This window comes from Hydrogenoanaerobacterium saccharovorans, from assembly GCF_016901815.1.
GTDB lineage: Bacteria > Bacillota > Clostridia > Oscillospirales > Ruminococcaceae > Avimicrobium > Avimicrobium caecorum.
Genome location: NZ_JACSNR010000005.1, coordinates 164,332 through 190,534, shown reverse-complemented (window position 1 = coordinate 190,534; position 26,203 = coordinate 164,332). Strand labels below are relative to the sequence as shown.

Sequence of the window (26,203 nt, the reverse complement as noted above, 5' to 3'; positions counted from 1 at the left end):
CTCCTTACTGATTCGCGCGCTTGACTTCGACGACACCGTCGATCTTGCGCAGATTGGACATGATATTGGTCAGCTGCTCCACATTCACAGTGCCCAGTGTCAGGGTGACAGACGTCATGCCGTCCTTGAGCTCCCGGGCCTGCAGCGCGTGCAGCGGCACATGCATATTGTTGAGGGTGATGCTCACCTCCGCCAGCAGCAGACCGCGATCCCGGGCCAGCAGCTCAATGGAGGACTTGAATACCTCCCGCTGGGTGGTATCTGCCCACTCGGCGGCAACCCAGCGGCTCTGCTGTTCGGGGTCCTTCATCGAATTGATGACATTGGGGCAGTCCAGCTTGTGAATGGACACGCCCGAACCCCGGGTGATAAAGCCGATGATCTCATCGCCGGGCAGCGGGTTGCAGCACTGGGCGAACTTTACCAGGCAGCTGTCCAGTCCCTCGACAATGACGCCGCTGGACACCTTGGACTTCTTCTGCACCAGCTTGGGCAGGGCCTGGGCGGCCTTTTCCGCCTCGGAGGTGCGGAACATCTTCACATAGTCGGTCTTGATGCGGGGAGCGATCTTCGCCAGCGAAATACCGCCATAGCCGATGGCAGCCAGGAAGTCATCCACATTCTTCATCTGCTGCTTTTCTGCCAGATAGGCGAGGAATTCTTCCTCCTGCTGCTCGGTCAGGCTGATGGAGCTGCGCCGGAATTCCTTCTCCAGCTCCTCCCGTCCGGCGGCGATGTTCTCCTCCCGCTTCTCCTTCTTGAACCAGGCCCGGATCTTGTTGCGGGCCTCGCTGGTCTTGACCACCTTGAGCCAGTCACGGTTCGGGCCCTTGGTATTGCCGGTGATGATCTCGATGATCATGCCGGTTTTTACCACTGTGTCGATGGGCATGATGCGCCCATCCACCTTGGCGCCCATCATGCGGTTGCCCACCGCCGAGTGAATGGCATAGGCAAAGTCGATGATGGTGGAGCCGGACGGCAGGCTGATGACATCGCCCTTGGGGGTGAATACAAACACTTCCTCCGGGGCAATATCGGTCTTGATGGTGCGCACGATGTCTTCCACATCGTCGCTCTCCTGCTGGGCTTCCAGCAGCTGACGCACCCAGGCCAGTTTCTCCTCCAGGCTGTCCTTGCCCGATAGGCCGGCCTTGTACTTCCAGTGCGCCGCGACACCGTATTCTGCGATGTAGTGCATATCCCAGGTGCGGATCTGGATCTCGAAGGGGATGCCCTCCTTATCCAGCACGGTGGTATGCAGCGACTGATACATATTGGCCTTGGGGGTGGAGATGTAGTCCTTGAACCGGTTGGGGATGGGACGGAACATATCATGCACCACGCCCAGGACGTTATAGCACTCATTGACGGTGTCCACAATGACCCGCAGGGCATAGACATCGAAGATCTCATCAAAATCCCGGCCCTGGATATACACCTTGCGGTAGATGCCGTAGATGCTCTTGACCCGGCTCTCCAGGTAGAAGTGCATTCCCTCGGCATTGAGCCGCTCGGTGAGCCGTTCCCGGATCATCGAGAGGAACTTGTCCCGCTCGTCCTTGCGCAGGATCAGCTGGGATTCGATCTCCGAATAGGCAGCCGGGTCCAGGAAGCGCAGGGCAGTATCCTCCAGCTCCTCCTTGACCAGCTTCAGGCCCAGACGGTGTGCCAGCGGCGCATAGACCTCCATGGTCTCCAGCGATTTATCCCGCTGCTTCTGGGGCGGCATCGATTCCAGGGTACGCATATTGTGCAGACGGTCCGCCAGCTTGATGATGATAACCCGGACATCCTGTGCCATGGCAAGCAGCATTTTGCGGACATTTTCCGCCTGCTGCTCCTCCCGGGTGGAAAACGGCACCTGACCCAGCTTGGTGACGCCGTTTACCATCAGGGCCACATCTTCGCCGAACTGCTTTTCAATGCTTTCGCCGGTGGTGGCAGTATCCTCCACCACATCGTGCAGAAGGGCAGCCACCAGGGTTTCGGTATCCATGCCGAGCCCCACCAGAATGATCGCCACCGCAACAGGATGGCTGATATAGGGCTCGCCCGACCGGCGGCGCTGGTCCTTGTGGGCTTCCTTTGCCACCTGATAGGCAGCCATGATCCGGTCGGTATCATAGCTGCGTCCGCTCTCCTTGATCGCCTGCATCAGATCGTCAATCGTATAAACTTTCTCCATTCCTGTCACCTCATTCCGATTCACTCAGCCGACGGATGGCCGGCGCGCTCATCAGATCTACTTTTCCATGAACCGGCAGCAGCCGGAACCCATTCTTTTCCCGGGCAATCAGACCCAGTTCCATCAAGGCATCCAGTGCCACCAGCATTTTGCCATATCCGATCCCCGAAGCCATCAGCCGCTGATAGAGCAGCTCCGGCCCATGGGGGAATCCGCCCTGACTGCTCAGGAAACGGTACACAATCGCCGCATCTTCCCGGGTGGGACAGATGAGCTGATCCTCTGCCGGGCTGTGTTCGCCCCGGCGGACGTTTTCATAGATGCGCTGCTGATAGCAGACCGCATTCTGATCCACTCCGGTCAGGCGCAGATCCGCCGCCCGGAGGCTCACACTCACTTCGCCCCGGAACACCGAGATCTCCGCCGATACCAGCAGATCCAGCAGGTCGCCGGGCTGATAGCCGAACTGATCCGGGCCGGTGCCGAACAGCAGCACCTGGAAGGCAGTGCCGTTCTTGGAACAGGCCAGCTTGAGATGCTTGCCGCCGGACAGGGACTGGATGCGTTCCAGCCGTACAGCGTCCAGCTCAAACACCGGCGAGGGATTCCCTTCTCCGAAGGGTTCCAGCCGGGACAGGCTCTGCACCATGGGGACGGTGAGCTCCGAAGGCTCCACCACACAGTCAGCCGTGAGCTTATAATAGGGCATGATAGGATAGTGTTCCCGGAAATAGCCGAGAAAACGCTCCCGGAATGCCGGAAGATTCTCTTTCAACAGGGTAAAGCCTGCCGCCTGGGCATGCCCGCCATAGCGGGTGAGCAGATCGCCGCAGGCCGAAACCGCCTCGATCACCGAAACGCCGTCAATGCCCCGTCCGGAGGAGCGGCCCTCGGTGTCATCGGTGGAGATCAGGAAGGCCGGACGCCCATACTTTTCCACCAGGCGGGAGCAGAGGATTCCCACTACGCCATGATGCCAGCCGGCGCCGTCCATGACGATGACCCGCTCCTGCACCAGCGACGGATCAGCGGTGATCTTCGCCGCCACCTCCGCCAGGATCTCCGCTTCGATCTTCTTGCGCTGGTCGTTGTAGCCGCAGAGGATCTCCGCTTTTTCCCGGGCTGTGCCCTCGTCCTCACAGAGAAGCAGCTCCAGGGCGTCATAGACATCACCCATCCGCCCGGCAGCGTTGATCCGGGGCGCCAGACCAAAGGCGGCGGACACGGCAGTCATCGGGCGTCCCGACAGCCCTGCCAGTTCCACCAGCGCCCGGATACCCGGACGGGCACTGTCCGCCAGCAGCTCCAGACCATGGCGCACCAGGGTGCGGTTATCATGGGTCAGGGGCATGACATCGGCGATGGTACCCAGTGCCGCCAGGTCGCCATAGTGCTCGATCATCTCATAGCCGTCGTCCCCTTCCAGGGCGCAGACCAGCTTGAACGCCACACCCACGCCGGACAGCCCCTTGAATGGGCTGGGACAGTCGGGGCGATGGGGGTCCACCACCGCCACTGCATCGGGCAGGGTCTCCCGGGGCTGGTGATGATCGGTCACCACCACATCAATGCCCAGACTGTTGGCATGGGAAATCTCCTCATGGGCAGAAACGCCGTTATCCACTGTGATGATCAGCCCGATCCCCCGGACATTGTGCAGAAAGTCGATGGCTTCGGTGTTGAGGCCATAGCCCTCCTGTTCCCGGTCGGGGATATAGTAGATCACATTGGCGCCCACTGCCTCCAGATAGCTGTACAGCAGCGCTGTGGAGGTGACGCCGTCGCAGTCGTAGTCGCCGTAGACCACAATGAGTTCGCCTGATTCCATCGCCAGGCGGATGCGTTCCACCGCCCGGTCCATATCCCGGAGCAGGAACGGGTCAAACAGGGTGTCCTTTTCCCCGTACAGCGACTGGATCTCCTCCAGGCTGCGTACCCCACGGGCACTCAGTACCCGGGCGCAGAGCGGCGAAAGTCCTGCCGCCTGCAGAGAAGCCAGTGCCTCCGGGTCCGCTGTCCGGCTGGCTGTATTCCAAAACTTGATGCTCAAATCCTTCCGCCGTTCCTCTCCTCAAAAATTTTCCCGGGGTTCTTCAGATCCCCAGCTTCTTAAACAGCATCGGTACCAGTCCGTAGCCCGCAAATGCCACAAAGAAGTACCGGATCGGGATCAGCCAGAGCAGGTCGGGCAGCAGCTTGCCCAGACCATAGACCACTCCGATCACACAGAGCCCCAGCACAAACCGGGCCGCTTTTCTGGAAGCACGGTCCCGCATGCCAAAGCGCACATACCGCTCCTCATAGGCACAGCCGGCGGCAAATCCGCCGAACAGTCCGTAGAGCTGGAGAAAGTCATGGGAGCGTGCCACAAACAGGAAGATGCTCATCAGCCCGAAGGTGGCAGCAAAGAGACCGCTGTGCCCCAGTGCCCGGTCCCAGAGCTTGGCGCAGAGCCAGCTGATGCCCACGCCCAGCAGCAGTCCCACAAACACATCCCTGGGATAGTGAACCCCCAGGTACATCCGGGAGAACGCCACCAGGAACATGAGCGGGATAAAGAAGTACCACAGGCTGTTTTTCCGGTACCAGAGCGGGATTGCGCTTCCCACTGTAGCCATCATCTGGCTGTGACCGCTGGGGAAGGAATAGCCGGTGGCTGTATCCGCGTAGATGGTGCGGATGCCGGGCTCTCCGATGGGACGGGGCATCCGGAAGATCTCCTTGAGCCCGTTGCCGAAGCAGAGCGAAGTGAACATCGCATAGGAGATGAACCGTCCGGCGGTTTTATCGCTGTTCCAGTAGATCCAGGCCAGCACCACCACCCAGAGAGCGGGTTCTGCCAGCATGGTGATCCCTATAAAAAATACATCCAGCACGGGGGAAGCCGCACTCTGGATATAGCGAAGCAGTTCGAGTTCCAATTTCTTCCTCCTGGTGCAGCCGTTTTCCAGGCGACCGCAGACATTTTTATTAGTACAGTATACCATAAAACGCCGGAAAATTCCATAGTCTGCGCACATTCTGCCCGGGAAGCCCCGGCGGACAGCTGGAAAAACAGCCGGACGGATGGTATACTGTCAGAAGAGCACCCCTGCTTTTCGGAAAGCAGGGAAAAAGGAGGAGCGTCAATGAACCGACAGGAAACACTGGACTGCCTGAACCGGGAGGGGATCGGTTACGAACTCACCGAGCACAAGGCAGTGTACAACATGGCGGAGCTGGCAGAGGTGGATCTGCCCTATCCCCATCTGGATGCCAAGAATCTGTTTGTCCGGGACGACAAACGGCTGAACTACTACCTCATCACCGTGCGGGGTGAAAAGCGGGTGAACCTCAAGGACTTCCGCCGGCAGCACGGCACCCGTCCGCTGACCTTCGCCTCGGAGGAGGAACTACTGGAGCTGCTGGGGCTCACCCCTGGCGCTGTGACTCCGCTGGGCCTGCTGCACGATACCGCCTGCCGGGTCCGCTTCTATCTGGACCAGGATTTCCTGGAAGAGCCGGGGATCATCGGGATTCACCCCAATGACAACACCGCCACCGTCTGGCTGAAAACCCGGGAGCTGGTGGAACTGATCCGACGCCACGGCACCCCCACTGAAATCGTCCCCTTCTGACCATGGTCCAAAAGAGCCCTCCGGAAAACCGGAAGGCTCTTTTTTCATCGCTATTTCTGGATGGGGGCATATTCCCCGATGATGGCTCCGGCACAGCGGATGCCGTCCACTGCCGCGCTCATAATGCCGCCGGCATAGCCCGCGCCCTCGCCGCAGGGATAGAGCCCCCGCAGTCCTGCCGCCTGGAAGTCGTCTCCCCGGGGGATGCGCACCGGCGAGGAGGTCCGGGTCTCCGGGGCGGTGAGCACCGCGTCTGCTGCCGCATAGGCCGGCAGCTTCCGGGCAAAGTTCTCCAGCCCTTTGCGCAGCATGGATGCCACTCCGGGGGTAAACAGCCGGTCAAAGTCCCCGGCTTCGGTGCCGATGGCATAGGTGGGCTCCACCCGTCCGAAGTCGGCCCCGGCCTGACCGGACAGGAACCGTCCCACTGTCTGGACCGGCGCCCGGTAACTGCTCCCGCCCATCCGGAAGGCCGCCTGTTCCAGCTCCCGCTGGTAGCAGATGCCGCTGTCCCAGTCATTTCCGAAGTCGCTGCTGTCCACGCTCACCACAACGGCGCTGTTGGCATTTCTGCCCGAACGGCTGTACTCACTCATACCGTTGGTGACTACGCCGCCTTCTTCCGAAGTGGAGGGCACCACAAAACCGCCCGGACACATGCAGAAGGTATAGACACCCCGTCCGTTCTCCCGGTAGGAGAGCTGATATTCCCCCACCGGCAGCCGGGGATCTCCGGCGAAGTCGCCGTAGAGGCCCCGGTCGATCTCACTCTGGAGATGCTCGGCCCGCACTCCCACCGAAAACGGCTTGGGCTGGATCTCCGCCCCGGCTTCCCGCACCGCCCGGAAGGTATCCCGGGCGCTGTGTCCCACTGCCAGGATCACTGTTTCCGCCGGCACTTCCCCGGACTCTGTACGGACAGCGGTGATCCGTCCGCTCTGGGTGGAAAATCCGGTCACCTGAGTATTGAACCGCACCTCGCCGCCCAGCCGGATGATCTCCTCCCGGATGGATTTCACCACCCGGCGCAGGTAGTCGGTGCCGATGTGCGGCTTGGCCTTCCTCAGAATGGACGGGTCGGCCCCATGGGCGGCAAAGATCTCCAGCACTGTTTCGCACAGGGGATCGTTGATGCGGGTGGTGAGCTTGCCGTCAGAGAAGGTACCGGCGCCGCCCTCGCCGAACTGGACATTGGAACGGGTATCAAAACTGCCGCCTTTCCAGAAGCCCTCCACCGCTGCCACACGGCTGTCCACATCGCCGCCCCGTTCCAGCACCAGCGGGGTATAGCCCAGCCGTGCCAGGGTCAGCGCTGCAAACATACCCGCAGGCCCGAAGCCGATCACCACCGGACGGGTGGGAAGTTTCCGTTCTCCGGGGACAAACTCCGGGAGATGGGATTTCCGGATGCGCACATTGGAATCCTTGGCCCGGAGGACAACTTCCTCCTCATGGTCACACTCGATCCCCACGGTATAGACAAACTTGATGTCACTGCGGCGGCGGGCATCCACCGAGCTTTTGACAATATACACACTTTTCGGCTTTTTCACCCCGGCCCGGCGCAGGGCAAGCTCTATGGCTGCCGCTTCGCCCTTCTGAAACGGGACACTGATCGAGGATACCAGAATGGACATCTGCTGTTCCTGCCTTTCTTTACACAAAAGGAGCTGCCGCGGCTTGGCTTTTCAGCCGGCTGACGGCAGCTCTGCTGTACTGTTGTTCTGGGATGGGTCAGTCGGTCTCCTGGACACTGAACTGTACCCGATAGGTTCCGCTGCACCACACCAGACCCTTGCCCGGCGCGGAGAGATTGGCAATGGCACTGCTGGTGCCTTCGGAGAGATCCATATCCGAAAGATCCACCACAGCCACCAGATCCTCCTCGGTGAGCGTTTCCATAATATCACTGCGGCCGTAGACGGTCACATCCCGGATGGCGGTGGTCACCGGAGTGACCGTATATCCGTCAGGCACATTCTCCAGCCGGATCTCCGATACCGACATGGTCCGGGAGATAATGCCGGTGGTATCAATGCTCACGGTAATGCTCTCATCGCCCTCCAGGTTGATGAAGCCTGCCGGCAGATTGAGGTTGAAGTTGTATTCACCGCCGTCCAGATCCCGGAAGTCGATATAGCCCACACTCAGTTCGGTCATGGAATTGATGGAGCTCTCCGGGCCCGCTACCAGCAGATCCTCCTTGGAGAGGGTATAGCGCAGCTCATCCAGCGGGAAGTCCTCCGGGACATTCAGGAAGTCCACGGTGATGGGCAGCCGCTTGGTCTTGAGAAGCGGTACGGTTACCGAAGCGGTATCACTGCTCATGGTGATATAGTCGGAGGGCACTTCATTGCCCTCGGCATCCAGCAGGATCAGATCGGCTGTGAGCACCTCGGTCTTGGTGATGCCGCCGGCCTTTTCCGGACGCACCACGCAGCTGGCTACCTTGGAGACATCGCTCTCCGGCCCGCTGATGGTCACACTCTGGACATTGACATAGTCATCGCCGATGACATAGCCGTCGGGATAGGTCAGACGGGAGAGATCCGCAGTCACCGAAAGGGTCTTTTTCACTGTGCGGTCGAACCGGACTGTGACCTCCTTGGGGGTGGTGGACAGGTTATCGAAGTCCCGTCCCAGGCGGTCGGTGACCGAGAGATGGACGGTGTATTCCCCGGCAGAGGTGACGCCGGTGAGGTCAGCCTGAACCAGCAGGTCCTGACGGTCCACATTGGCGACTACGCTCCGTTCGCCGGACATATCCACCTTGACCATGATGGGTTCATCCAGCACCACATCCAGTCCCATGGCCTCCAGGCTTTCGCTGCTGGAATCAAAGGACACCGGGACATTGGTAATGGAGCGGTCCGCTGTGGTATCAATGGTATTGACTACGGTGAACCACAGCATGAAGGCAAACAGGAACGACAGGAACCAGAGGAACTTGTCGTTGTCAAACAGCACTTTGAAGTTGAGTTTAGGCATTTTCATCCGGTGCGTCCGCCTCCTTTCTCAGCTGTGCCGCATCCTTGCGGATCAGCCGGAAGTTCAGCCGGCGGGGTTCGGCCTTCTTCTGCATGATAAGCCCGTTCTTGAGCTCACTGCGCAGTTCATCAATGCTCAGATCCCGCTTGAGCACGCCGTTTTCCGCCAGGGAGATCTTGCCGTTCTCCTCGGATACCACCAGCGCCAGGGCATCGGAGTTTTCGCTCATGCCCAGGGCAGCCCGGTGACGGGTACCCAGTTCCCGGCTGATGGTGAAGTTGGCCGAGAGCGGCAGTACACAGCCAGCCGCATGGATGCGTCCATCCCGCAGGATCACAGCGCCGTCATGCAGCGGGGAGTTCTTGAAGAAGAGGTTGTTGATGAGTTCATAGCTGGGCTGAGCATCCACAATGGTGCCGGTGGCAATCACATCGCCCAGGGGGGTGGAGCGCTCAAAGATCATCAGGGCGCCCACCTTCTGCCGGGACATGGTGGCACAGGCATCGCACACCGCATTGATGGTTTCTTCCCAGCGGTGCATGATGTCGGTCTCATTGTCCGAAGTGGGGGCGAATACCGAACCCAGTGCCGAAACCCGGGTGCGTCCCACCTGCTCCAGAACCTTGCGCAGTTCCGGCTGGAACAGGACGATCAGGGCGATGGCACCGATCTGAAAGACATTCTGCATCAGGAAGCTGATGCTCCGCAGCTGGAGGATGTGTGCCGCCAGATAGACAGCCACCAGTGCCAGCAGGCCCTTGACAAGCTGGATCGCCCGGGTTTCCCGGAGCAGCTTGATGAGCTGGAACATCACATACGCAACAACGCAGATATCAATGAGATCGGTGATGCCGAACAGGGAAATCTGCCGAACCAGCATATCTGTAAATTCTGACATCTGCCTGTCACTCCTTCCTGTGATTTTCTCTAAACTAATTGTAACATAACTGTGGTTTTATGCAAGCTGGTTTTTCTGTCAATTTTTGCGCCGGAGCGCCAGCTGTGTATGGTGGTTTTTCCCACGGCTTATTCTACCGGGCAAACCATAGAATTTTGAGGCTGTTTTTTGAATTTTCTGTAAAAAAGTCCCGGTGGCTTCCAGCGGGAAATTCCCACCGGAGCCATCGGGACTTTGGGTGTTTGGGATTATTATTCCTCGTCTTCCCAGATCACCTTGCGCACCTTGACGCCCTGTTCTGCCAGCAGATGCAGTGCTTCGTCCGGGTCACCGCCCGATACACGCACCAGATACCGACAGCCCTCCGGGTCGGGATTATGGTCGATATGTATATGGTATCCCGCATCGGCGAGAACCTCCTCGGCCCGTTGTGCATAGGTGATGGAACACATCATCAAGGTCAGTGGTTTCAAAACAGACAACAACACCTTTCCAGTAAATTTCCGCAGGGTCCAAAGCAAGGCGGTGAATCGGACCTCTGCCGGATTTCACTGGTATCCTATGCCGGCAAAGCGTCAGGCGTTACAGTTTTGCCGGAGAAATTTCCCGTTTTTGGAGCAGGCAGACCGCATGGGCCGCAATTCCCTCCAGGGTCCCGGTGAAGCCGAGCCCTTCCTCGGTGGTGGCCTTGACGCTGACATCGTCAATATCGCATCCGCAGATCTCCGCGATCCGGCGGCGCATGCTCTCGATATAGGGTGCCAGTTTGGGTTCCTGCGCCACAATGGTGATGTCGCAGTTGCCCAGCTCATATCCCTTCTCCCCCGCCAGACGCATCACCTCTGCCAGCAGCAGGGCGCTGTCCGCATCCTTGTACCGGGGATCGCTGTCCGGGAACAGCTTGCCGATGTCCCCCAGCGCCAGGGCTCCCAGAATGCTGTCCGCCAGGGCATGCAGCGCCGCATCCGCATCCGAATGCCCCAGCAGCCCCAGCTCATAGTCCACTTCCACACCGCAGAGCATCAGCTTGCGGCCCTTTGCAAAGCGGTGCACATCATATCCATGTCCGATCCTCATTTTATCCCCTCCAGATAGGCGCCGGCGGCAAGAAAGTCCTCCGGCGTTGTCAGTTTCAGATTGCGGTAGTCCCCCATCACCAGCTGTACTTCCCAGCCCACGGCCTCGAAAAGCTGGCAGTCGTCGGTACAGGAAAGGCCCCGGCGCTCTGCTTCCTCCGCTGCCCGGAGATACCGCTCCCGGTCAAAGATCTGCGGGGTCTGCACTGCCCAGAGCCGGCTGCGGTCGGGGGTATCCAGCACCCGTCCCGCCTCGTCTGCCAGCTTGATGGTGTCCTTTACCGGCACCGCTGCCGTGGCTGCCCCGCAGCTCCGGGCCGCTTCGATGCACCGGGCAAAGACCTCCGGTGTCACCAGCGGACGGGCGCCGTCATGGATGGCTGCCAGCGTGCAGTCCGGCGAAAGTGCCCGGACGCCGTTTCGCACCGACTCCTGCCGGGTGCTGCCGCCGGGCACCACTGCCCGCAGCCTGGAACACTGTCCCAGCAGCCGGCGGTACTCCTCCACCCGGTCCTCCCGGGTGACCACCACGATCTCCCGGATCTCCGGGACAGCTTCCACTGCCGCCAGGGTCCGCAGGATCACCGGAATGCCGTCCAGCGGCTCCGCGAGCTTGTCCCTGCCGCCCATGCGGCTGGAACTGCCTGCCGCCGCAATCACGGCTCCGACCGTCCCGTATCTGTCCATGCTGCCGCCTCCTGTCCTCGTTTTGATTCAGCAGTTTCAGTATAGCACAAAACCGGCCCTTTCAGGCCGGTTTTCTCTCTGAACAAACTGTAAATTCTATTCCTTTGTCCGGTGCCAGCGGTTCAGCAGGGCGGCGATCCCGAATCCAAGCCCTGAGAGCAGCGCCCCCGCCGGAAGCATGCCCCACTCGGGCAGGCGCAGCACCCCGAATGCCGCCATATTGGCTGCCTTGAAGGTACAGTACTCCGCCAGCATATACATCACGCCGCCGCCGAGCACAGCCGACAGCGTCTGGAAGCGGTCGAGCCCCTGCCGTCCCAGCTGAAGCGATACCAGCACGGTGATGGCAGGCAGCAGCAGCCAGAGATAGATGAGGCTGAACCCCATGGCATCCGATCCGGTGGTGAAGAACCAGAACACGATCACTGCCAGTCCCCAGACACAGAGGTAGGCGGTGAGCAGCACCAGAACCGAGAGCCGTCTGCGGCTGCGGACGGTATCGGTGCTGTCCCCCAGGTAATCGAGGTATTCCGAACCGCCCTCCCCGTCCTTGAGCAGACGGTCCAGGCTCACCGCATAGAGGTCGCTCATCTTCACCACGCTGACAATGTCCGGGTAGGTCTTTTCATTCTCCCAGTTGGAAATGGTCTTGCGGCTGACTCCCAGAGCCTCTGCCGCCTGTTCCTGGGTCAGCCCTGTCCGGGTGCGGGCCTCCTTGATTTTTGCGCCGATCTCCATGATCTGCTCCCTCCTTTTCTGCCTTCATCATAGCAGAGTCGAGCCGGAACTGTCTATCCAAATCCTTTCCCATCGGCCTTTTTCCGCATAAAAACAGGGACAGCAGCCCATTGCCGCTGTCCCTTGCGGGAGTTTTTTACTTGTCCAGTTCCTCTGCCAGACGCACCGCTGCCATGGCATGCAGCGCAGTGGTATCCAGCACCGGCAGATCGGTATCGGTCTGCTTGATGAGCATGGGGATCTCGGTGCAGCCCAGGATCACGCCCTCGGCGCCCCGGCTGCGCAGTTCCTCGATCACCGAGAGGAAGTACTTGCGGCTCTCGTCCTTGAGAATGCCGAAGGTCAGCTCCTCCTGGATCACCCGGTAGATCTCGTTCCACTCGCTCTCCTGGGGCACGATGACCTCAATGCCGTGCTTATCCCGCAGGCGGCCCTTGTAGAAGTCCTGACCCATGGTGAACGGTGTGCCCATCAGGCCCACCTTATGGAGCCCCAGCCGCTTGATCTCATCGGCAGTGGCATCGGCAATGTGGATAAAGGGCACATGGATGCTCTCCTCCAGCTGGGCACAGGCGGCATGCATGGTGTTGGTGCAGAGGACGATGAGGTCCGCGCCGGCTTCCTCCAGCTTCTTTCCCACTGCGGCAAACTTGCCGCCCAGGATCTCCACTTCTCCCTTGCCCATGTGTTCCAGCATCTCATTGAGGTTCACCGAATAGACGATGCTCTCCACATTGTTGAGGCCGCCCAGCCGCTTGGCTGATTCCTCGTTGATGATCCGGTAGTAATCTACAGTTGACTGCCAGCTCAGGCCGCCGATGAGTCCGATTCGTTTCATAGGGTTGCTCCTTTACTCCAAATTTTTTATTTCAGCAGTGCTTCTTCCCACTCTGCGGGTTTGAAGCCCACCAGTACTGTATCGCCAGCCAGCACAATGGGCCGCTTGACCAGCATACCGTTGGTGGCAAGCAGCGCAAACCGCTCCTCCTCCGGCATGTCGGGCAGTTTGTCCTTGAGCTGGAGCTCCTTATAGAGGTTGCCGCTGGTGTTGAAAAAGCTCTTGGACGGCTTGCCGCTCCGTCCGACCCACTCAGCCAGTTCCGCGGCGGTGGGATTTTCTTCTACGATATGGCGGTCGTTGTGTTCGATGCCATGCTCATTCAGCCACTTGGCTGCCTTCTGACAGGTGGAACACTTGGGATACCAGATGAATGTGACAGTCATGGGGAAACCTCCCTTTTTTGTTGTCCTGCCGGCAGTTTACCGGCGGGGGCCTCTGCCGCTCCGGTTTCCGGGCTTCTGACCCTTTTCCGGGCGGGGCTTACGGGTTGTACCGGCGGGGATAAAGTCCACATTGCCGGCAGATACATCACAGGCAACCACCTGTACCCGGATGGGATCGCCTACAATGTAGGTGCGTCCGGTGGTGGCGTTCTGCAGAATCACCTTGGACTGGGTATCGTACTCACCTTCGGGCATATCCTCCATGCGGATCAGGCCCTCAACGGTGTTGGGCAGCTCCACATAGACGCCATGGGGCGCAATGGAGGAGATCATGCCGTCCAGTTCCTCACCCAGGAACTGCTTCATATACTCGGCCTTGTAGCAGTCCTCGCAGTCCCGCTCAATGCCCATGGCACGCACTTCCTGCATGCTGGTCTTTTCAGCGGCCTCGCTGACAAAGGTGCGGTACCGCTTTTCGATATTCTCCCTCTTCATGCCGGTGAGATAGGCCGACATGATCCGGTGGATCAGCAGGTCGGGATACCGGCGGATAGGCGAAGTGAAGTGGGAATACTTGTCGATGACCAGGCCGAAGTGACCGATGTTGTTGGCGGAATACTGAGCCTTTGCCATGGAGCGCAGGATGCTGTTGTTGACAATGAGCTCATACTTGGTGCCCCGGGCCTTGTGCAGGATATGATAGAGAGCCAGCGGGGTTACGCCCTTCTTGAGCTCGCTGATGTCGAAGCCGATCTCTGCCATGCTCTGCTCGAATACTTCGATCTTTTCGGACGGAGGATTGTCGTGCACACGGAACAGGAAAGGCAGCTCATGCTCCAGACCGAAGCTGGCGGCAGCGGTATTTGCCAGCAGCATGAATTCCTCGATCATGTTCTCGCTCAGGCCGCTGTGCCGGGGCTGGATGTCAATGGCAAGGCCGTTCTGATCCAGAATGATCTTGGATTCGGTGGACTCCAGATCCAGTCCGCCCCGCTCGTCCCGGTTGCGGATCAGCTTGCCGAACAGCTCCTTCATGTCCTGGAGGGTGGGGATCACCCGCTCATACTTTCTGAGAATCTCCGCGGAAGCAGTGCCGTCAAAGATGGAGTTGATCTCCACATAGACGCCCTTGACCACCGAGCGGATCAGGGTCTTTTCAAAGCGATAGGAGGTCATGTGGCCCTCGTGGTCCAGCTGCATGATGGCGGAGAAGGCCAGACGGTCCTCGCCCTCATTCAGGGAACAGATGCCGTTGGAGAGCTCCTTGGGCAGCATGGGGATCACCGAGCTGGCATAGTACACCGAAGTACCCCGGGAATAGGCATCCTGGTCGATGGGGGTGCCGTCGGTGACATAGTAGCTTACATCGGCGATGTGGACGCCCAGCTCATAGCCATTTTCAGTGCGGGTCAGGGAGATGGCGTCGTCAATATCCTTGGTATCTGCCGAGTCGATGGTGAAGATGATGCGGTCCCGCAGATCCAGACGCTGAGCCTTCTCCTTCTCATGGATGCCGGCTTTGTCGATGGCAGCGGCTTCTGCCAGGGCCTCCGCCGAAAACTCGGTGGGAGCGCCGGAAGCCGCAATGATAGCTGCGGTACAGTTCTTGGCGAGTTCCGCATCGCCGAAGTCCTCGAGGATCATAGCCTTGTGGTCAAAGTGGCTGGAACCACCCCGGATCAGCTCACAGCGGACCTTGTGGCCCTCCTTGGGCTTGAGGCCGTCGTCCTTGTAGACGCCGATGGGGAACCGGGCGCCCTTATCCGGCATTACATCCAGGAAACCGCCGTTTCTCTGCACCACGCCGGTGAAGATAAAGGGTGCCTCCTCCACAATCTTGGTGACCTCGCCTTCAGTGCGTCCGTTGCGGTCCTTGCGCAGGCGCAGCAGGACGGTATCTCCGGGCATGGCACCCATCATCCGGCGTCCGGCAATGAACACATCTTCCTCAGCCTCATCGGGCTTGGCAAAGCCAAAGGTCGGGTTGACCTTGACTACCACAGCCTTGACCAGGGTATCCGGCTTTTCAGCCAGCATGAGCTTATCCTCTTTTTCCCGGAGTTCGCCCCGGGCAATCATAGCGGCAATAATCCGGTCAAATTCCGGACGATCTTCCCGGCGCAGGCGGATGGCCTTGCCGATGTCCTTGCGGGTCACATACCCGCCTGCCTGACGGAATGCGGACTTGATCTTGGGTTTCAGGTTGGTGTTTGACTTGTTGTTTGTCATAAATCTGTGTATTACCTCTTACTCTTTCGTTCCAATTTCTTACTCTGTCTTTTTCACAATATTTATTATAACACAGCCGATGGCTCTGACAAGAGTCCCTTTTCCGAACAGAAAAGGAAAAATACCCGCAGAACCAACGGCGGATGTTTCTGTGCGCCTGCCTGCATGAGAGCAGGACGCTGTGCGGAGGGCTGATACGCAGTCCTTCCCCGGCAGGAAACGCCATCGGGAAAACTGCTGTATAAAAGAAATTGCTACCCCGTACCGGACGGGATAGCAACGCTTTTGGCAAATTGGATTACAGATAGATGGTTGCTGCCAGAACTGCCAGCGCCACAACACACATCGCAATGCCCGAGAACTTGGAGATCATCGAGAGCTGTGCATCCATGGTCTTGGTACGGCCGCGGTCGTAGGTGCCCTCGTTCATCGAGCCGCCCAGTGCGCCGCCCAGGTTGGTCTTATGCTCCTGCAGGGTTACCGATACAACGACTGCCAGTCCGAAGAAGATCAGCAGTACGCCGCCGATTATCTCAAAAATGCTCATTTTATATTCCTCCGATAGACTATTCACAAATCAGCATATAACACTATATCATATTTTTTGCGTCAGTGCAAGGATAAATTGCGGTGTGATGCGCCTTTGCGCGTATATTTTCCCGCATCGGGGCACAAACTACCCTTACCCGTAGCTTGCAGCGACTGGCTGTGCACTTCGGGTCAGAGCCGGGGAGCTATATCTCCGGCTCTTTTTGCGGTCTGCCCGCTATGCCAGGGTGAGCTGTTCGGTGGCGTCGCCATCCTTGGGCAGAGCACCGGCGCCGGGCAGAGTGCGCACCATGTACCGCTTGGGATCGGCAAATCCGCCGTCATAGATCCGGGCGGAAACCAGCAGGTGCTTCTTTTTGAGCGCCATCACTGCCACACCCTGGGTATCCTTGGTAACCTTGGCGGGGATCAGGCCGGAGTGGACAATGAGCATCCGGGTATCGCTGGAGGTGAAGAGCACCTCGCAGTCCTCGGCAAGCTGCAGCGCCTGGACCAGCCGTGCCTTGTCGCTGTAAGCGTTTGCCAGCTTGCGGCGGCGGGTCTTGGTGGCATAGGCCGACAGCGGCACCTTGGCTGCCTTGCCGTTTTCAAAGGCAAAGAGCAGATACCCCTGGTAGTCGGTGGTCACCGCCATAAAGACAGGGTTCTCGCCGCTGTCCATGCCCAGCTTGGCCGGCAGGTAATCCCCCAGCACACTGGCCTTGGTATCGTCAAAGTCCGCCGCGGTGGTCTTGTAGACCTGGCACTTATCGGTGAAGAACAGCAGCTCACTGCGGTTGGTGGCAGTCACCAACTGGGTGATGCTGTCCCCTTCCTTGAGCTTCTGATCGGCGCTCATGCGCAGCGACTGATTGGTGATCTTCTTGAAGTAGCCCTCCCGGGTAAAGAACAGGTTCACCGGATAGTCGGGGGTATCGTCCTCCTCGGCCTCCTGGGGCTCATCGCTCGGGAAGATGAGAATGCTCTTCCGGGGCTGGCTGTACTTCTTGATGACCTGACGCAGCTCCGAAGTGATTACCGAACGGATCTTCCGGCGGCTCTGGAGGGTGGATTCCATCTCGGCGATGTCCTTTTCCAGCTCACCGATCTCATCGGTGCGCTTCAGGATATACTCCCGGTTGAGCTGCCGCAGACGGATCTCCGCCACGAACTCGGCCTGGGTTTCATCAATGCCGAAGCCGATCATCAGGTTGGGAACCACTTCCCGCTCCTCTTCGGTCTCCCGGACAATGCGGATGGCCTTGTCAATATCCAGCAGGATCTTTTCCAGACCCCGGAGCAGATGGAGCTTCTCCTTCTTCTTGGTGAGGTCAAAGTAGATGCGCCGCTTGACACAGTCCTCCCGGAAGGCGATCCACTCGCTGAGCAGTTCGCCCACACCCATGACCTTGGGCATGCCGCCCACCAGCACATTGAAGTTGCAGGAGAAGTTATCCTCCAGCGGAGTGAGCCGGAACAGCTTCTGCATGAGCTTGTCCGGATCGGTGCCGCGCTTGAGATCGATGGTGATCTTCAGGCCGGACAGGTCGGTTTCATCACGCATATCGGCAATTTCCCGGATGCGGCCCGCCTTGATGAGGTCGATGACCTTGTCCATGATGGCTTCGATGGTGGTGGTGGGCGGGATCTCGGTGATGTCGATGCAGTTGTTCTGCTTGTCGTAGGTGTAGCGGCTGCGCACCGTCACACTGCCCCGTCCGGTGGAATAGATCTTGTCCAGTTCGGCCTTGTTGTAGAGGATATACCCGCCGCCCGGGAAGTCCGGAGCGGTGAGGGTGGACGAAATATCATGGCTGGGATCGTTCATCAGGGCGATGGTGGTCTCGCACACCTCCCCCAGGTTGAAGGGGCAGATGGAGCTTGCCATGCCCACGGCAATGCCCATATTGGCATTGACCAGGATTCCCGGATAGGTCACCGGCAGGAGCTTGGGCTCCTTCATGGTGGCGTCGTAGTTGTCCACAAAGTCCACGGTGTCCTTGTCAATATCCGAGAACAGCTCCTGACAGATCTTCTCGAGCTTTACCTCGGTATAACGGCTGGCGGCATAGGCCATATCCCGGGAATAAGCCTTGCCGAAGTTGCCCTTGGAATCCACATAGGGATAGAGCAGCGCCTCATAGCCCCGGGACAGGCGCACCAGCGTCTCATAGATGGCGGCATCGCCGTGGGGGTTGAGCCGCATGGTCTGACCCACCACATTGGCGGACTTGGTCCGGGCCGAGGTGAGCAGTCCCATCTTGTACATGGTATAGAGCAGCTTGCGGTGCGAAGGCTTGAAGCCGTCAATCTCGGGGATGGCCCGGGAGAGGATCACACTCATCGCATAGGGCATATAGTTCTTTTCCAGCGTTTCGGTGATGGGCTGCTCCACCATCACGCCGGCATTTTCAATGACCGCATTGGGATTCACCGGCCCGCGCTTGGACTGGGAATCGTTCTTTTTTCTGGGTGCCATAGTCTGTCACTCCTCTCACGCACCGGTCAGGATAGATCCAGATCGTCCAGATAGAGATGTCCGTTCTGGGAGATAAAGTCCTTGCGTCCGCTCAGGTTGTCGCCGAGCAGCAGATCGAACATCTGCGATGTGGCCTCCGCTTCTGCCGGGCTCACCCGGATCAGACGGCGGGTTTCAGGGTTCATGGTGGTCAGCCACATCATATCCGGGTCGTTTTCACCCAGACCTTTGGAGCGCTGGATGGTATACTTGGCGTTTCCGATCTCCTCCAGCACCTTGGTCTTTTCCGGCTCGGTATAGGCAAAGTAGGTCTTGCCCTTGGCGGTGATCTCATAGAGCGGCGACTCGGCAATATAGACATACCCCTGTTCGATCAGGGTAGGGGTCAGACGGTAGAACATGGTCAGGATCAGGGTGCGGATCTGGAAGCCGTCCACATCGGCATCGGTACAGATGACGATCTTGTTCCAGCGCAGGTTGCTGAGGTCAAAGGTGGAAAGCTCCTTGTTGGCCTTGCTTTTTACCTCCACGCCGCAGCCCAGCACCTTGATGATGTCGGTGATGATGTCATTCTTGAAGATCTTGTCATACTCCGCCTTGAGGCAGTTGAGGATCTTGCCCCGCACCGGGATAATGGCCTGGAACTGGGCATCCCGGCCCAGCTTGCAGGCGCCCAGCGCTGAGTCACCCTCCACGATGTAGATCTCCCGCTCTGCCGGGTCCTTGCTGCGGCAGTCCACAAACTTCTGCACCCGGTTGGCAAGGTCAATGCTGCCCGAGAGCTTCTTCTTGAGGTTCAGACGGGTCTTTTCGGCATTTTCCCGGCTGCGCTTGTTCACCAGCACCTGTTCGCAGATGCGCAGGGCATCGTCGGGATTCTCGATGAAGTAGATCTCCAGCTGATGGCGCAGGAACTCGTTCATCGCGTCATAGATGAACTTGTTGGTGATGGCCTTCTTGGTCTGGTTCTCATAGGAGGTCTGGGTGGAAAAGCTCGAGGACACCAGCACCAGACAGTCGGCTACGTCCTGATAGGTGATCTTGCTCTCATTCTTGAGGTACTTGCCGTTCTGCTTGAGATAGCTGTCGATCTGGTAAACCGTGGCGGAACGCACAGCCCGCTCGGGACTGCCCCCGTGCTCCAGGAAGCTGGAGTTGTGGTAGTACTCGGTCAGGCTCAGCTTATTGGAGAAGCAGAGCGCCACCGACAGGCGCACCTTGTAATCCGGCTTGTCCTCCCGGTCCCGGCCCACAGCGGCAGCCGACCAGAACTGCACCGGGGTCAGGGGTTCTTCCCCGCCCAGCAGCTCGGTCACATAGTCCTGGATGCCGTTTTCATAGAAGAACTCCTCCTCGGCAAAGCTGCCGTCCTCCTGCTCGTTGCGCAGCAGGAACTGAACGCCGGGGTTCACCACCGCCTGGCGCTTGAGAATATCCCGGTAGTAATCCGCCGGCACAGCGATGTCGGTGAACACCTCCAGGTCCGGCTTCCAGCGGATGGTGGTACCGGTATCCCGCCGCTTGGTGGCGGTTTTCTTCATATCCTCCGAAGGCTCGCCCTTTTTGAAGTGCAGCTCATAGACAAACCCGTCCCGGCAGATGGACACATCCATATACTCGGAAGCGTACTGGGTGGAGCAGAGACCCAGGCCATTGAGACCCAGGGAGAATTCATAGCTCTCCGCCGCATTGGTATTGTATTTGCCGCCGGCATACATCTCACAGAACAGCAGTTCCCAGTTGTAGCGCCCCTCCTTGGGGTTATAATCCACCGGGATGCCTCGTCCCCGGTCCTCCACCTGGACCGAATAGTCCAGATAGCGGGTGACGGTGATCTTTTTGCCATAGCCCTCCCGGGCCTCGTCAATGGCATTGGAGAGGATCTCGAAAATCGAGTGTTCACAGCCCTCCAGACCATCCGAGCCAAAGATAACCCCCGGGCGTTTGCGGACCCGGTCGGCTCCCTTCAGCGCCGAGATGCTGTCATTGCCATAGCTGTTTTTTGATGCTGCCATCTGCTCGCCCCTTCTTTTTACATTGTAAACTTCTCTTATTAAAGCAAATTTTACCACGCTTTGTCAAATCTGCCCGGCAGAATCCGTCGAACAGAAAGACCTGTGGTCCCCCTTTTTTGAGGGCCACAGGCCTTATCAGAACCGTGATTTATTCTTCCTTCTGATCCGGAGCGGAAGATTCCTCCGTGGTTCCGGCTTCCGGTGCAGCCGCAGGAGCTTCCGGCTCCGATGCCGGAGTCTCAGGCTGGGATTCAGTCTGAGCGGCTTCCAGCTGGGCTGCCGCTTCCTTCTGGGCATCGGAAATTACCTTGGAGAAGATACCATGCTGATCTTCCTCCGGGTTCACTTCCCGTCCCTCCATCAGTGCCTTGAAGCCGAATTCGCCGATCTTCTCATGCTCCATCAGGTACTGGGCCACCACTTCCAGCTGGTCGCGGTGTGCTTCCAGGATCTCACGGGCACGGCTGTAAGCCTCTTCGATGATGCGGCGGATCTCCTGATCGATCTCAGCAGCCACTTCCTCCGAGTAGTTCCGGGAACGGTTGATGTCCATACCCAGGAACACTTCACCCTGATCCTGTCCATAGACCACCGGGCCCAGCTTTTCACTGAAGCCATAGCGGGTCACCATGGAACGGGCGATCTGGGTGGCACGCTCCAGGTCATTGGAGGCACCGGTGGAGATGTCATCGAGCACGATCAGCTCTGCCATACGGCCGCCCAGCAGGGTGACAATGTTCTCCTGCATGGCAGTCTTGGCAAGATAGCCCCGGTCGTCCTCAGGCAGCGACATGGTATAGCCGCCTGCCATTCCCCGGGGAATGATGGAGATCTCGTGTACCGGGTCCTGTGTGGGACAGTAGTAGGTGCAGACAGCGTGACCGGCCTCGTGATAGGCAGTCAGACGCTTTTCCTTCTCGGTTACCACCTTGGAGCGCTTTTCGGGGCCGGCGATCACCTTGATGGTGGCGTCCTCGATCTCCTTCATGGTAATGGCACGCTTATTGGCACGGGCAGCCAGCAGAGCCGCCTCGTTGACGACATTTTCCAGATCCGCGCCGGTGAAGCCGACTGTGGCCTTTGCCACAGTCTTGAGGTTGACATCCGGGCCCATGGGCTTATTGCGCACATGCACCTTGAGGATCTCCTCACGGCCCTTTACATCGGGATAGCCCACCAGGATCTGACGGTCGAACCGGCCCGGACGCAGCAGCGCCGGGTCCAGAATATCCTTGCGGTTGGTGGCGGCAATGATGATGACGCCCGAATTGGCGCCGAAACCGTCCATCTCTACCAGCAGCTGGTTGAGGGTCTGTTCCCGCTCGTCATGACCGCCGCCCAGACCAGCACCTCTGTGCCGGCCCACGGCATCGATCTCATCGATAAAGACAATGCTCGGGGCAGTTTTCTTGGCCTCGGCAAACAGGTCACGGACACGGGACGCACCGACACCGACGAACATCTCCACGAAGTCGGAACCGGAGATGGAATAGAAGGGCACACCGGCCTCACCAGCCACAGCACGGGCCAGCAGGGTCTTACCGGTACCGGGAGGGCCCATCAGCAGAACACCCTTGGGGATACGGGCGCCCAGGGCATTGTATTTGGCGGGGTTCTTGAGGAACTCCACAATCTCCACCAGTTCTTCCTTTTCCTCATCGGCACCTGCCACATCGGCAAAGGTGACAATCCGTCCGTCCTGGGGAGTACGGGGCTTGGCCTTGGAGAAACCGGACATTCCGCCGCTGCCCCGGGTCTGGCGCATCATCACATAGAGGAAGATGCCCATACTGCCCACCAGGATCAGGGTGGGAAGCATCGAAACGAACCACGGGATCTCGGCTGCGGGCTCCAGGTCATAGACCATCTTGCTGTCGGGATGGGCCTCGTTGTAGGCCTCAATGTCATCGTCGATGTCATCGAGGAATCGGGAGACATTGGGAACACGGTAGTTGACCTCAGTCTTCTTTCCGTTGATCTCTACAAGCATGGTCATATTGCCGCTGCCCAGGTTCAGATCAAATTCCGAAACCTGACCGTTCTCAAAGTATTCCAGTACTTTGGAATACTTGATGAGCTGCTGGGTGGACGACTGGGAAAACAGAGTCGTAGCCATCAGCAGGAACGCCAGCAAAAGTGCCAGATAGATTCCAAGTCCCTTTGTCGAAGGCTTTTTTACTGCCAAATGTATTCACTCCTTTGCCCTGTGGGCGTAGTTGAGTCGGATGGCACTGCATCCGCTGCAAAATATCAGATAGCCGCTCAGCCCTGGTAAACTTCTTCCTTGAGAACGCCTACATAGGGCAGATTGCGGTAACGCTCATCAAAATCAAGGCCATACCCGACTACGAATTCATCCGGCACTTCAAAGCAGCAGTAATCCGGCTGAATATCCGCAGTGCGGCGGGCAGGCTTATTGAGCAGGGTTACGATCTTGATGCTGTTGGGATGGCGGTCCCGGAGCAGTTCCCGCAGGTAGCTCAGGGTCAGGCCGCTGTCCAGAATATCCTCCACCAGGAGCAGATCATATCCCTCCACATTATTGTCCAGATCCTTGACGATTTTCACCACACCGGAACTTTTTGTGCCGCTGCCATAGCTGGATACCGACATGAAGTCGATCCGGGCATGGGTGGTGACAGCACGCATCAGGTCTGCCATGAATACCACAGAACCCTTGAGAATGCCCACCATCAGCAGATTTTTGCCGGCGTAGTCCTCGGAAATACGGGCGCCGATTTCAGCGACCTTTTCCCGGATCTCCTCTTCCGAGATCAGAACCTTTTTGATATCCTGTTCCATTACATTATTCATAATCTTTCCCCTCAATACAAACCATCCAATACTGATCGCCCTGCAAAGGACAAACTGCCGCAGCCCGTTCGTCACAGCCGAAGCCTTCGGCCCACAGGAGTCCGCGGTCATCGCTGAGCAGTGCCAGACTGTCTCGGCGCTCCGGTGGAATCCCGGCTTCGCTGAGCAGTTTTTTGAGCGTCTTTGTCACGCCCCGGCCCGCCGGACGAATCCGGTCGCCGCTGTTTCTGCTTCGCAAAACGATATTACCATATATTCTACCACAATCAAGAACATTTTTTAAGGCGTTATACTGTTCTTTCACAATTTTTTCTAAAAATTCACAACTCAAAGGAATCAGGCAGACTTTCCGCCCGTCCGGGAGGAAAAACCGCTGCTCCCCTGCCTCCGGAGAAACCGGGAAACAGAAGCCCTCTGCCGGCTGTGCCGGACGCTCCATCCAGATCCGGCCTCCCCGGCTGCAGAAGCGCACCCCGCCGCCGATCTCCGAAGCGCCGCCCTCGGCTGCCAGCCGGGTACAGATCCCGGTCTGCCGGTGGGAGAGGCTTCCGCCCTCTGCCACTGCCATGCGGCTGAGCACCTCCCGCCGCACTGCCGCCGGCAGTGCCAGGAACGCCTCTGCCATGCAGGCGGTATGGCCCCGGTAGGATTCCGCCGTGTCCAGGAACTGTTCTGCCTCCCGGCTCACCAGCTCGTAGCCCTCCCCCATCGCCTCGATGAGATGGGCAAAGGCCTCGGGCAGCGCCGGGTTGAGGGCATACAGCTCCGGGATCAGACGCAGCCGGATGCGGTTGCGGGTGTACTCCTCGGAAAAGTTGGTGCTGTCGGTGACAAAGCCGATGCCGTTTTCGGCGCAGTAGGCCTCCACCTCCTGCCGGGTGACAGCGATCAGCGGACGGATCAGGTAGTCCCGCACCGGCTGGATGCCGCACATACCCCGCAGTCCGGTTCCCCGGGCTATGGAGAACAGCACCGTCTCCATATTGTCACTGAGGGTGTGGGCGGTCGCAACCTTGCAGCCGGTCTCCCGGTGCAGCCGCTCAAAGAGGGCATACCGGGCCTTGCGTCCGGCGGTTTCCTCCGAGAGGTGCTCCTGCCGGGCCAGCTCTGCCACTTCCACCCGCTCCACGGTGAGCGGCACCTGCCAGCGCTGGCACAGCTCCCGGACAAAGGCCTCGTCCCGGTCCGCTTCCGCTCCCCGCAGGCAGTGGTTGAGGTGGCAGGCGGTCACTGTGAGCCCCATAGGCTCCCGCAGCGACAGCAAAAAAGCGAGCAGGGCCGCCGAATCCGCGCCGCCGGATACCGCAGCGCAGACATGGTCGCCCTGCCCGATCATTTCATATTTCTCAATGGTGTCCAGTACCTTATCCCTCATTGCGGAACAGCTCCAGTCCCTTGAACCGGGTGAACTGACCATCCCAGCCCAGCTTTACCGAATCGGTTTCGCCGTGACGGTTCTTGGCTACAATGCACTCCGCCACATTCTGTTCCTCACTCTCCCGGTTGTAATAGGCGTCCCGATAGAGGAACAGCACAATATCCGCATCCTGCTCGATGGAACCGGATTCACGCAGGTCGGAGAGCATGGGACGGTGATCCTGCCGGCTGTCCGGCCCTCGGGAGAGCTGGGACAGGGTGATCACCGGCACATTGAGTTCCTTTGCCATGATCTTGAGCCCTCGGGTGATCTCCGAGATCTCCAGCACACGGTTGTCGCCCGAGCGCCGTCCGGAGGTCATCAGCTGGAGGTAGTCAATGACCACCAGGCCGATATCCGGAATACGCCGGAGCTTGGCCTTGATATCCGCCACCGTGATGGACGGGGTATCGTCGATGTAGATCTCCGCCTTGGAGAGCATCTGAGCGGTCATAGCCAGCTTGGTCCAGTCCTCAGGGGTGAGGTTGCCGGTACGCAGCGCGCCCGACTGGATCAGCGCCTCAGACGAAAGGATTCGTCCCACCAGCTGCTCCTTGCTCATTTCCAGCGAAAAGACTGCCACCTTCTTGCCCGAACGCACTGCCACATTGGTGGCGATATTCAGGGCGAAGGAGGTCTTTCCCATACCGGGACGGGCCGCCACCAGGATCAGGTCGGACTTGTTGAGCCCGGTGAGGATGGTATCCAGCGCCCCGAAGCCGGACGGGGTACCCACATACTCGCTCTTGTCGTCGCCGCTGAGCTTCTGGAGCCGGTCATAGGTCTCGATGATAACCTCGTCAATGCGGGTCAGACCGCCGGTTTCCCGGCCCTTGCGGATGTCAAAGATATCCTGCTCCGCCCGGTCCATGATGCTCTTGGCATCGCCGGTGCCCTCCCGGATGGTATCCAGGATCTTACGGGAGGTCTCCGCCAGGCTGCGCAGATAGTACTTCTCCTGGACGATCCGGGCATAATCCGCCACATTGGAGGTGCTGGGCACCATCTCCACCAGGCTGACCAGATACATCTTGGCATCGCTCTCGGTGGGGAAAATGCCCTCGGACAGCACCTTGTCCAGCAGGGTGACCACATCGATCTTTTCCGAGGCGAGGAACATACGCATCAGCACCGAGAATATCTCCCGGTTATAGCTGCCGTAGAAGCTCTCCGGCTTGAGATATTCCAGTACATCGGTAATCCGTGCCGGATCTGCAATCACAGCACCCAGTACCGACTGTTCCGCTTCCTTGCTGTATGGAAGCGCTTCCAGCAGTGCATCCGCACTGGCATTCCGGTCCATCC

The 26,203-nt window shown here is 58.9% G+C and carries 21 protein-coding genes; 1 reads left to right on the top strand and 20 read right to left on the bottom strand.

Annotated features, from left to right (window positions below; genetic code table 11):
• Positions 1-4: 4 nt before the first annotated feature.
• The 3 genes from H9X81_RS06650 to H9X81_RS06640 are packed head-to-tail and all read right to left on the bottom strand — an operon-like array spanning position 5 to position 5,109.
• On the bottom strand, positions 5-2,188 hold the full coding sequence (locus tag H9X81_RS06650; protein WP_177502928.1) for a RelA/SpoT family protein: 2,184 nt from the start codon (positions 2,186-2,188) through the stop codon (positions 5-7).
• Between the two features lie 10 nt (positions 2,189-2,198).
• Positions 2,199-4,238, bottom strand: a complete 2,040-nt coding sequence (gene recJ, locus H9X81_RS06645) for a single-stranded-DNA-specific exonuclease RecJ (protein ID WP_204720739.1) — start codon at positions 4,236-4,238, stop codon at positions 2,199-2,201.
• Positions 4,239-4,281: 43 nt separating this feature from the next.
• Positions 4,282-5,109, bottom strand: a complete 828-nt coding sequence (locus tag H9X81_RS06640; RefSeq protein WP_204720737.1) for a phosphatase PAP2 family protein — start codon at positions 5,107-5,109, stop codon at positions 4,282-4,284.
• A gap of 207 nt (positions 5,110-5,316) precedes the next feature.
• On the opposite strand from H9X81_RS06640, the gene H9X81_RS06635 reads away from it, so the two are divergent.
• Positions 5,317-5,805 (top strand): prolyl-tRNA synthetase associated domain-containing protein, encoded by a 489-nt coding sequence (locus H9X81_RS06635; RefSeq protein ID WP_204720735.1) that lies wholly within the window; start codon positions 5,317-5,319, stop codon positions 5,803-5,805.
• A gap of 50 nt (positions 5,806-5,855) precedes the next feature.
• On the opposite strand, the gene H9X81_RS06630 is transcribed toward H9X81_RS06635, so the two are convergent.
• The 17 genes from H9X81_RS06630 to dnaB all read right to left on the bottom strand — a co-directional run bounded on the left by H9X81_RS06630 (position 5,856) and on the right by dnaB (position 26,201).
• On the bottom strand, positions 5,856-7,442 hold the full coding sequence (locus H9X81_RS06630; protein WP_204720733.1) for an NAD(P)/FAD-dependent oxidoreductase: 1,587 nt from the start codon (positions 7,440-7,442) through the stop codon (positions 5,856-5,858).
• 97 nt (positions 7,443-7,539) lie between these two features.
• Positions 7,540-8,799: a CdaR family protein gene (locus H9X81_RS06625; protein WP_204720731.1), complete on the bottom strand. Its 1,260-nt coding sequence runs from the start codon at positions 8,797-8,799 to the stop codon at positions 7,540-7,542.
• On the bottom strand, positions 8,786-9,691 hold the full coding sequence (gene cdaA, locus H9X81_RS06620) for a diadenylate cyclase CdaA (RefSeq protein WP_177502498.1): 906 nt from the start codon (positions 9,689-9,691) through the stop codon (positions 8,786-8,788). Before cdaA ends, H9X81_RS06625 begins: the two co-directional genes overlap by 14 nt.
• Before the next feature lie 251 nt (positions 9,692-9,942).
• The gene (locus H9X81_RS06615) at positions 9,943-10,164 is read right to left on the bottom strand and encodes a hypothetical protein (protein WP_204720729.1); all 222 of its coding nucleotides are present in this window, start codon (positions 10,162-10,164) and stop codon (positions 9,943-9,945) included.
• Between the two features lie 109 nt (positions 10,165-10,273).
• Positions 10,274-10,768, bottom strand: a complete 495-nt coding sequence (ispF, locus tag H9X81_RS06610; protein ID WP_177502496.1) for a 2-C-methyl-D-erythritol 2,4-cyclodiphosphate synthase — start codon at positions 10,766-10,768, stop codon at positions 10,274-10,276.
• Entirely contained in the window at positions 10,765-11,454 is a 690-nt protein-coding gene (gene ispD, locus H9X81_RS06605; protein ID WP_204720727.1) for a 2-C-methyl-D-erythritol 4-phosphate cytidylyltransferase, read from the bottom strand. Before ispD ends, ispF begins: the two co-directional genes overlap by 4 nt.
• 96 nt (positions 11,455-11,550) lie before the next feature.
• Complete coding sequence (locus H9X81_RS06600; protein ID WP_204720725.1) at positions 11,551-12,192, bottom strand: helix-turn-helix transcriptional regulator; 642 nt, start codon at positions 12,190-12,192, stop codon at positions 11,551-11,553.
• A 136-nt stretch (positions 12,193-12,328) separates the two neighbouring features.
• On the bottom strand, positions 12,329-13,030 hold the full coding sequence (locus tag H9X81_RS06595; protein WP_177502493.1) for an aspartate/glutamate racemase family protein: 702 nt from the start codon (positions 13,028-13,030) through the stop codon (positions 12,329-12,331).
• Between the two features lie 26 nt (positions 13,031-13,056).
• Positions 13,057-13,416 (bottom strand): arsenate reductase family protein, encoded by a 360-nt coding sequence (locus tag H9X81_RS06590; protein WP_191392744.1) that lies wholly within the window; start codon positions 13,414-13,416, stop codon positions 13,057-13,059.
• Positions 13,417-13,452: 36 nt separating this feature from the next.
• The gene (gene rnr, locus H9X81_RS06585; protein WP_191392745.1) at positions 13,453-15,645 is read right to left on the bottom strand and encodes a ribonuclease R; all 2,193 of its coding nucleotides are present in this window, start codon (positions 15,643-15,645) and stop codon (positions 13,453-13,455) included.
• A 298-nt stretch (positions 15,646-15,943) separates the two neighbouring features.
• A complete protein-coding gene (locus H9X81_RS06580; RefSeq protein ID WP_177502490.1) occupies positions 15,944-16,192 on the bottom strand; it encodes a hypothetical protein in 249 nt (82 codons plus the stop codon).
• Between the two features lie 219 nt (positions 16,193-16,411).
• Complete coding sequence (locus tag H9X81_RS06575; RefSeq protein WP_204720723.1) at positions 16,412-18,652, bottom strand: DNA gyrase/topoisomerase IV subunit A; 2,241 nt, start codon at positions 18,650-18,652, stop codon at positions 16,412-16,414.
• 26 nt (positions 18,653-18,678) lie between these two features.
• Entirely contained in the window at positions 18,679-20,667 is a 1,989-nt protein-coding gene (locus H9X81_RS06570) for a DNA gyrase/topoisomerase IV subunit B (RefSeq protein WP_204720721.1), read from the bottom strand.
• A gap of 148 nt (positions 20,668-20,815) precedes the next feature.
• Positions 20,816-22,852, bottom strand: coding sequence for an ATP-dependent zinc metalloprotease FtsH (gene ftsH, locus H9X81_RS06565; protein WP_345941529.1), 2,037 nt, complete (start codon positions 22,850-22,852; stop codon positions 20,816-20,818).
• 77 nt (positions 22,853-22,929) lie between these two features.
• Positions 22,930-23,469: a hypoxanthine phosphoribosyltransferase gene (hpt, locus tag H9X81_RS06560; protein ID WP_204720755.1), complete on the bottom strand. Its 540-nt coding sequence runs from the start codon at positions 23,467-23,469 to the stop codon at positions 22,930-22,932.
• 4 nt (positions 23,470-23,473) lie between these two features.
• Entirely contained in the window at positions 23,474-24,856 is a 1,383-nt protein-coding gene (tilS, locus tag H9X81_RS06555) for a tRNA lysidine(34) synthetase TilS (RefSeq protein ID WP_204720719.1), read from the bottom strand.
• The gene (gene dnaB, locus H9X81_RS06550; protein WP_177502486.1) at positions 24,846-26,201 is read right to left on the bottom strand and encodes a replicative DNA helicase; all 1,356 of its coding nucleotides are present in this window, start codon (positions 26,199-26,201) and stop codon (positions 24,846-24,848) included. The genes tilS and dnaB overlap by 11 nt, the downstream gene beginning before the upstream one ends.
• Positions 26,202-26,203 lie beyond the last annotated feature (2 nt).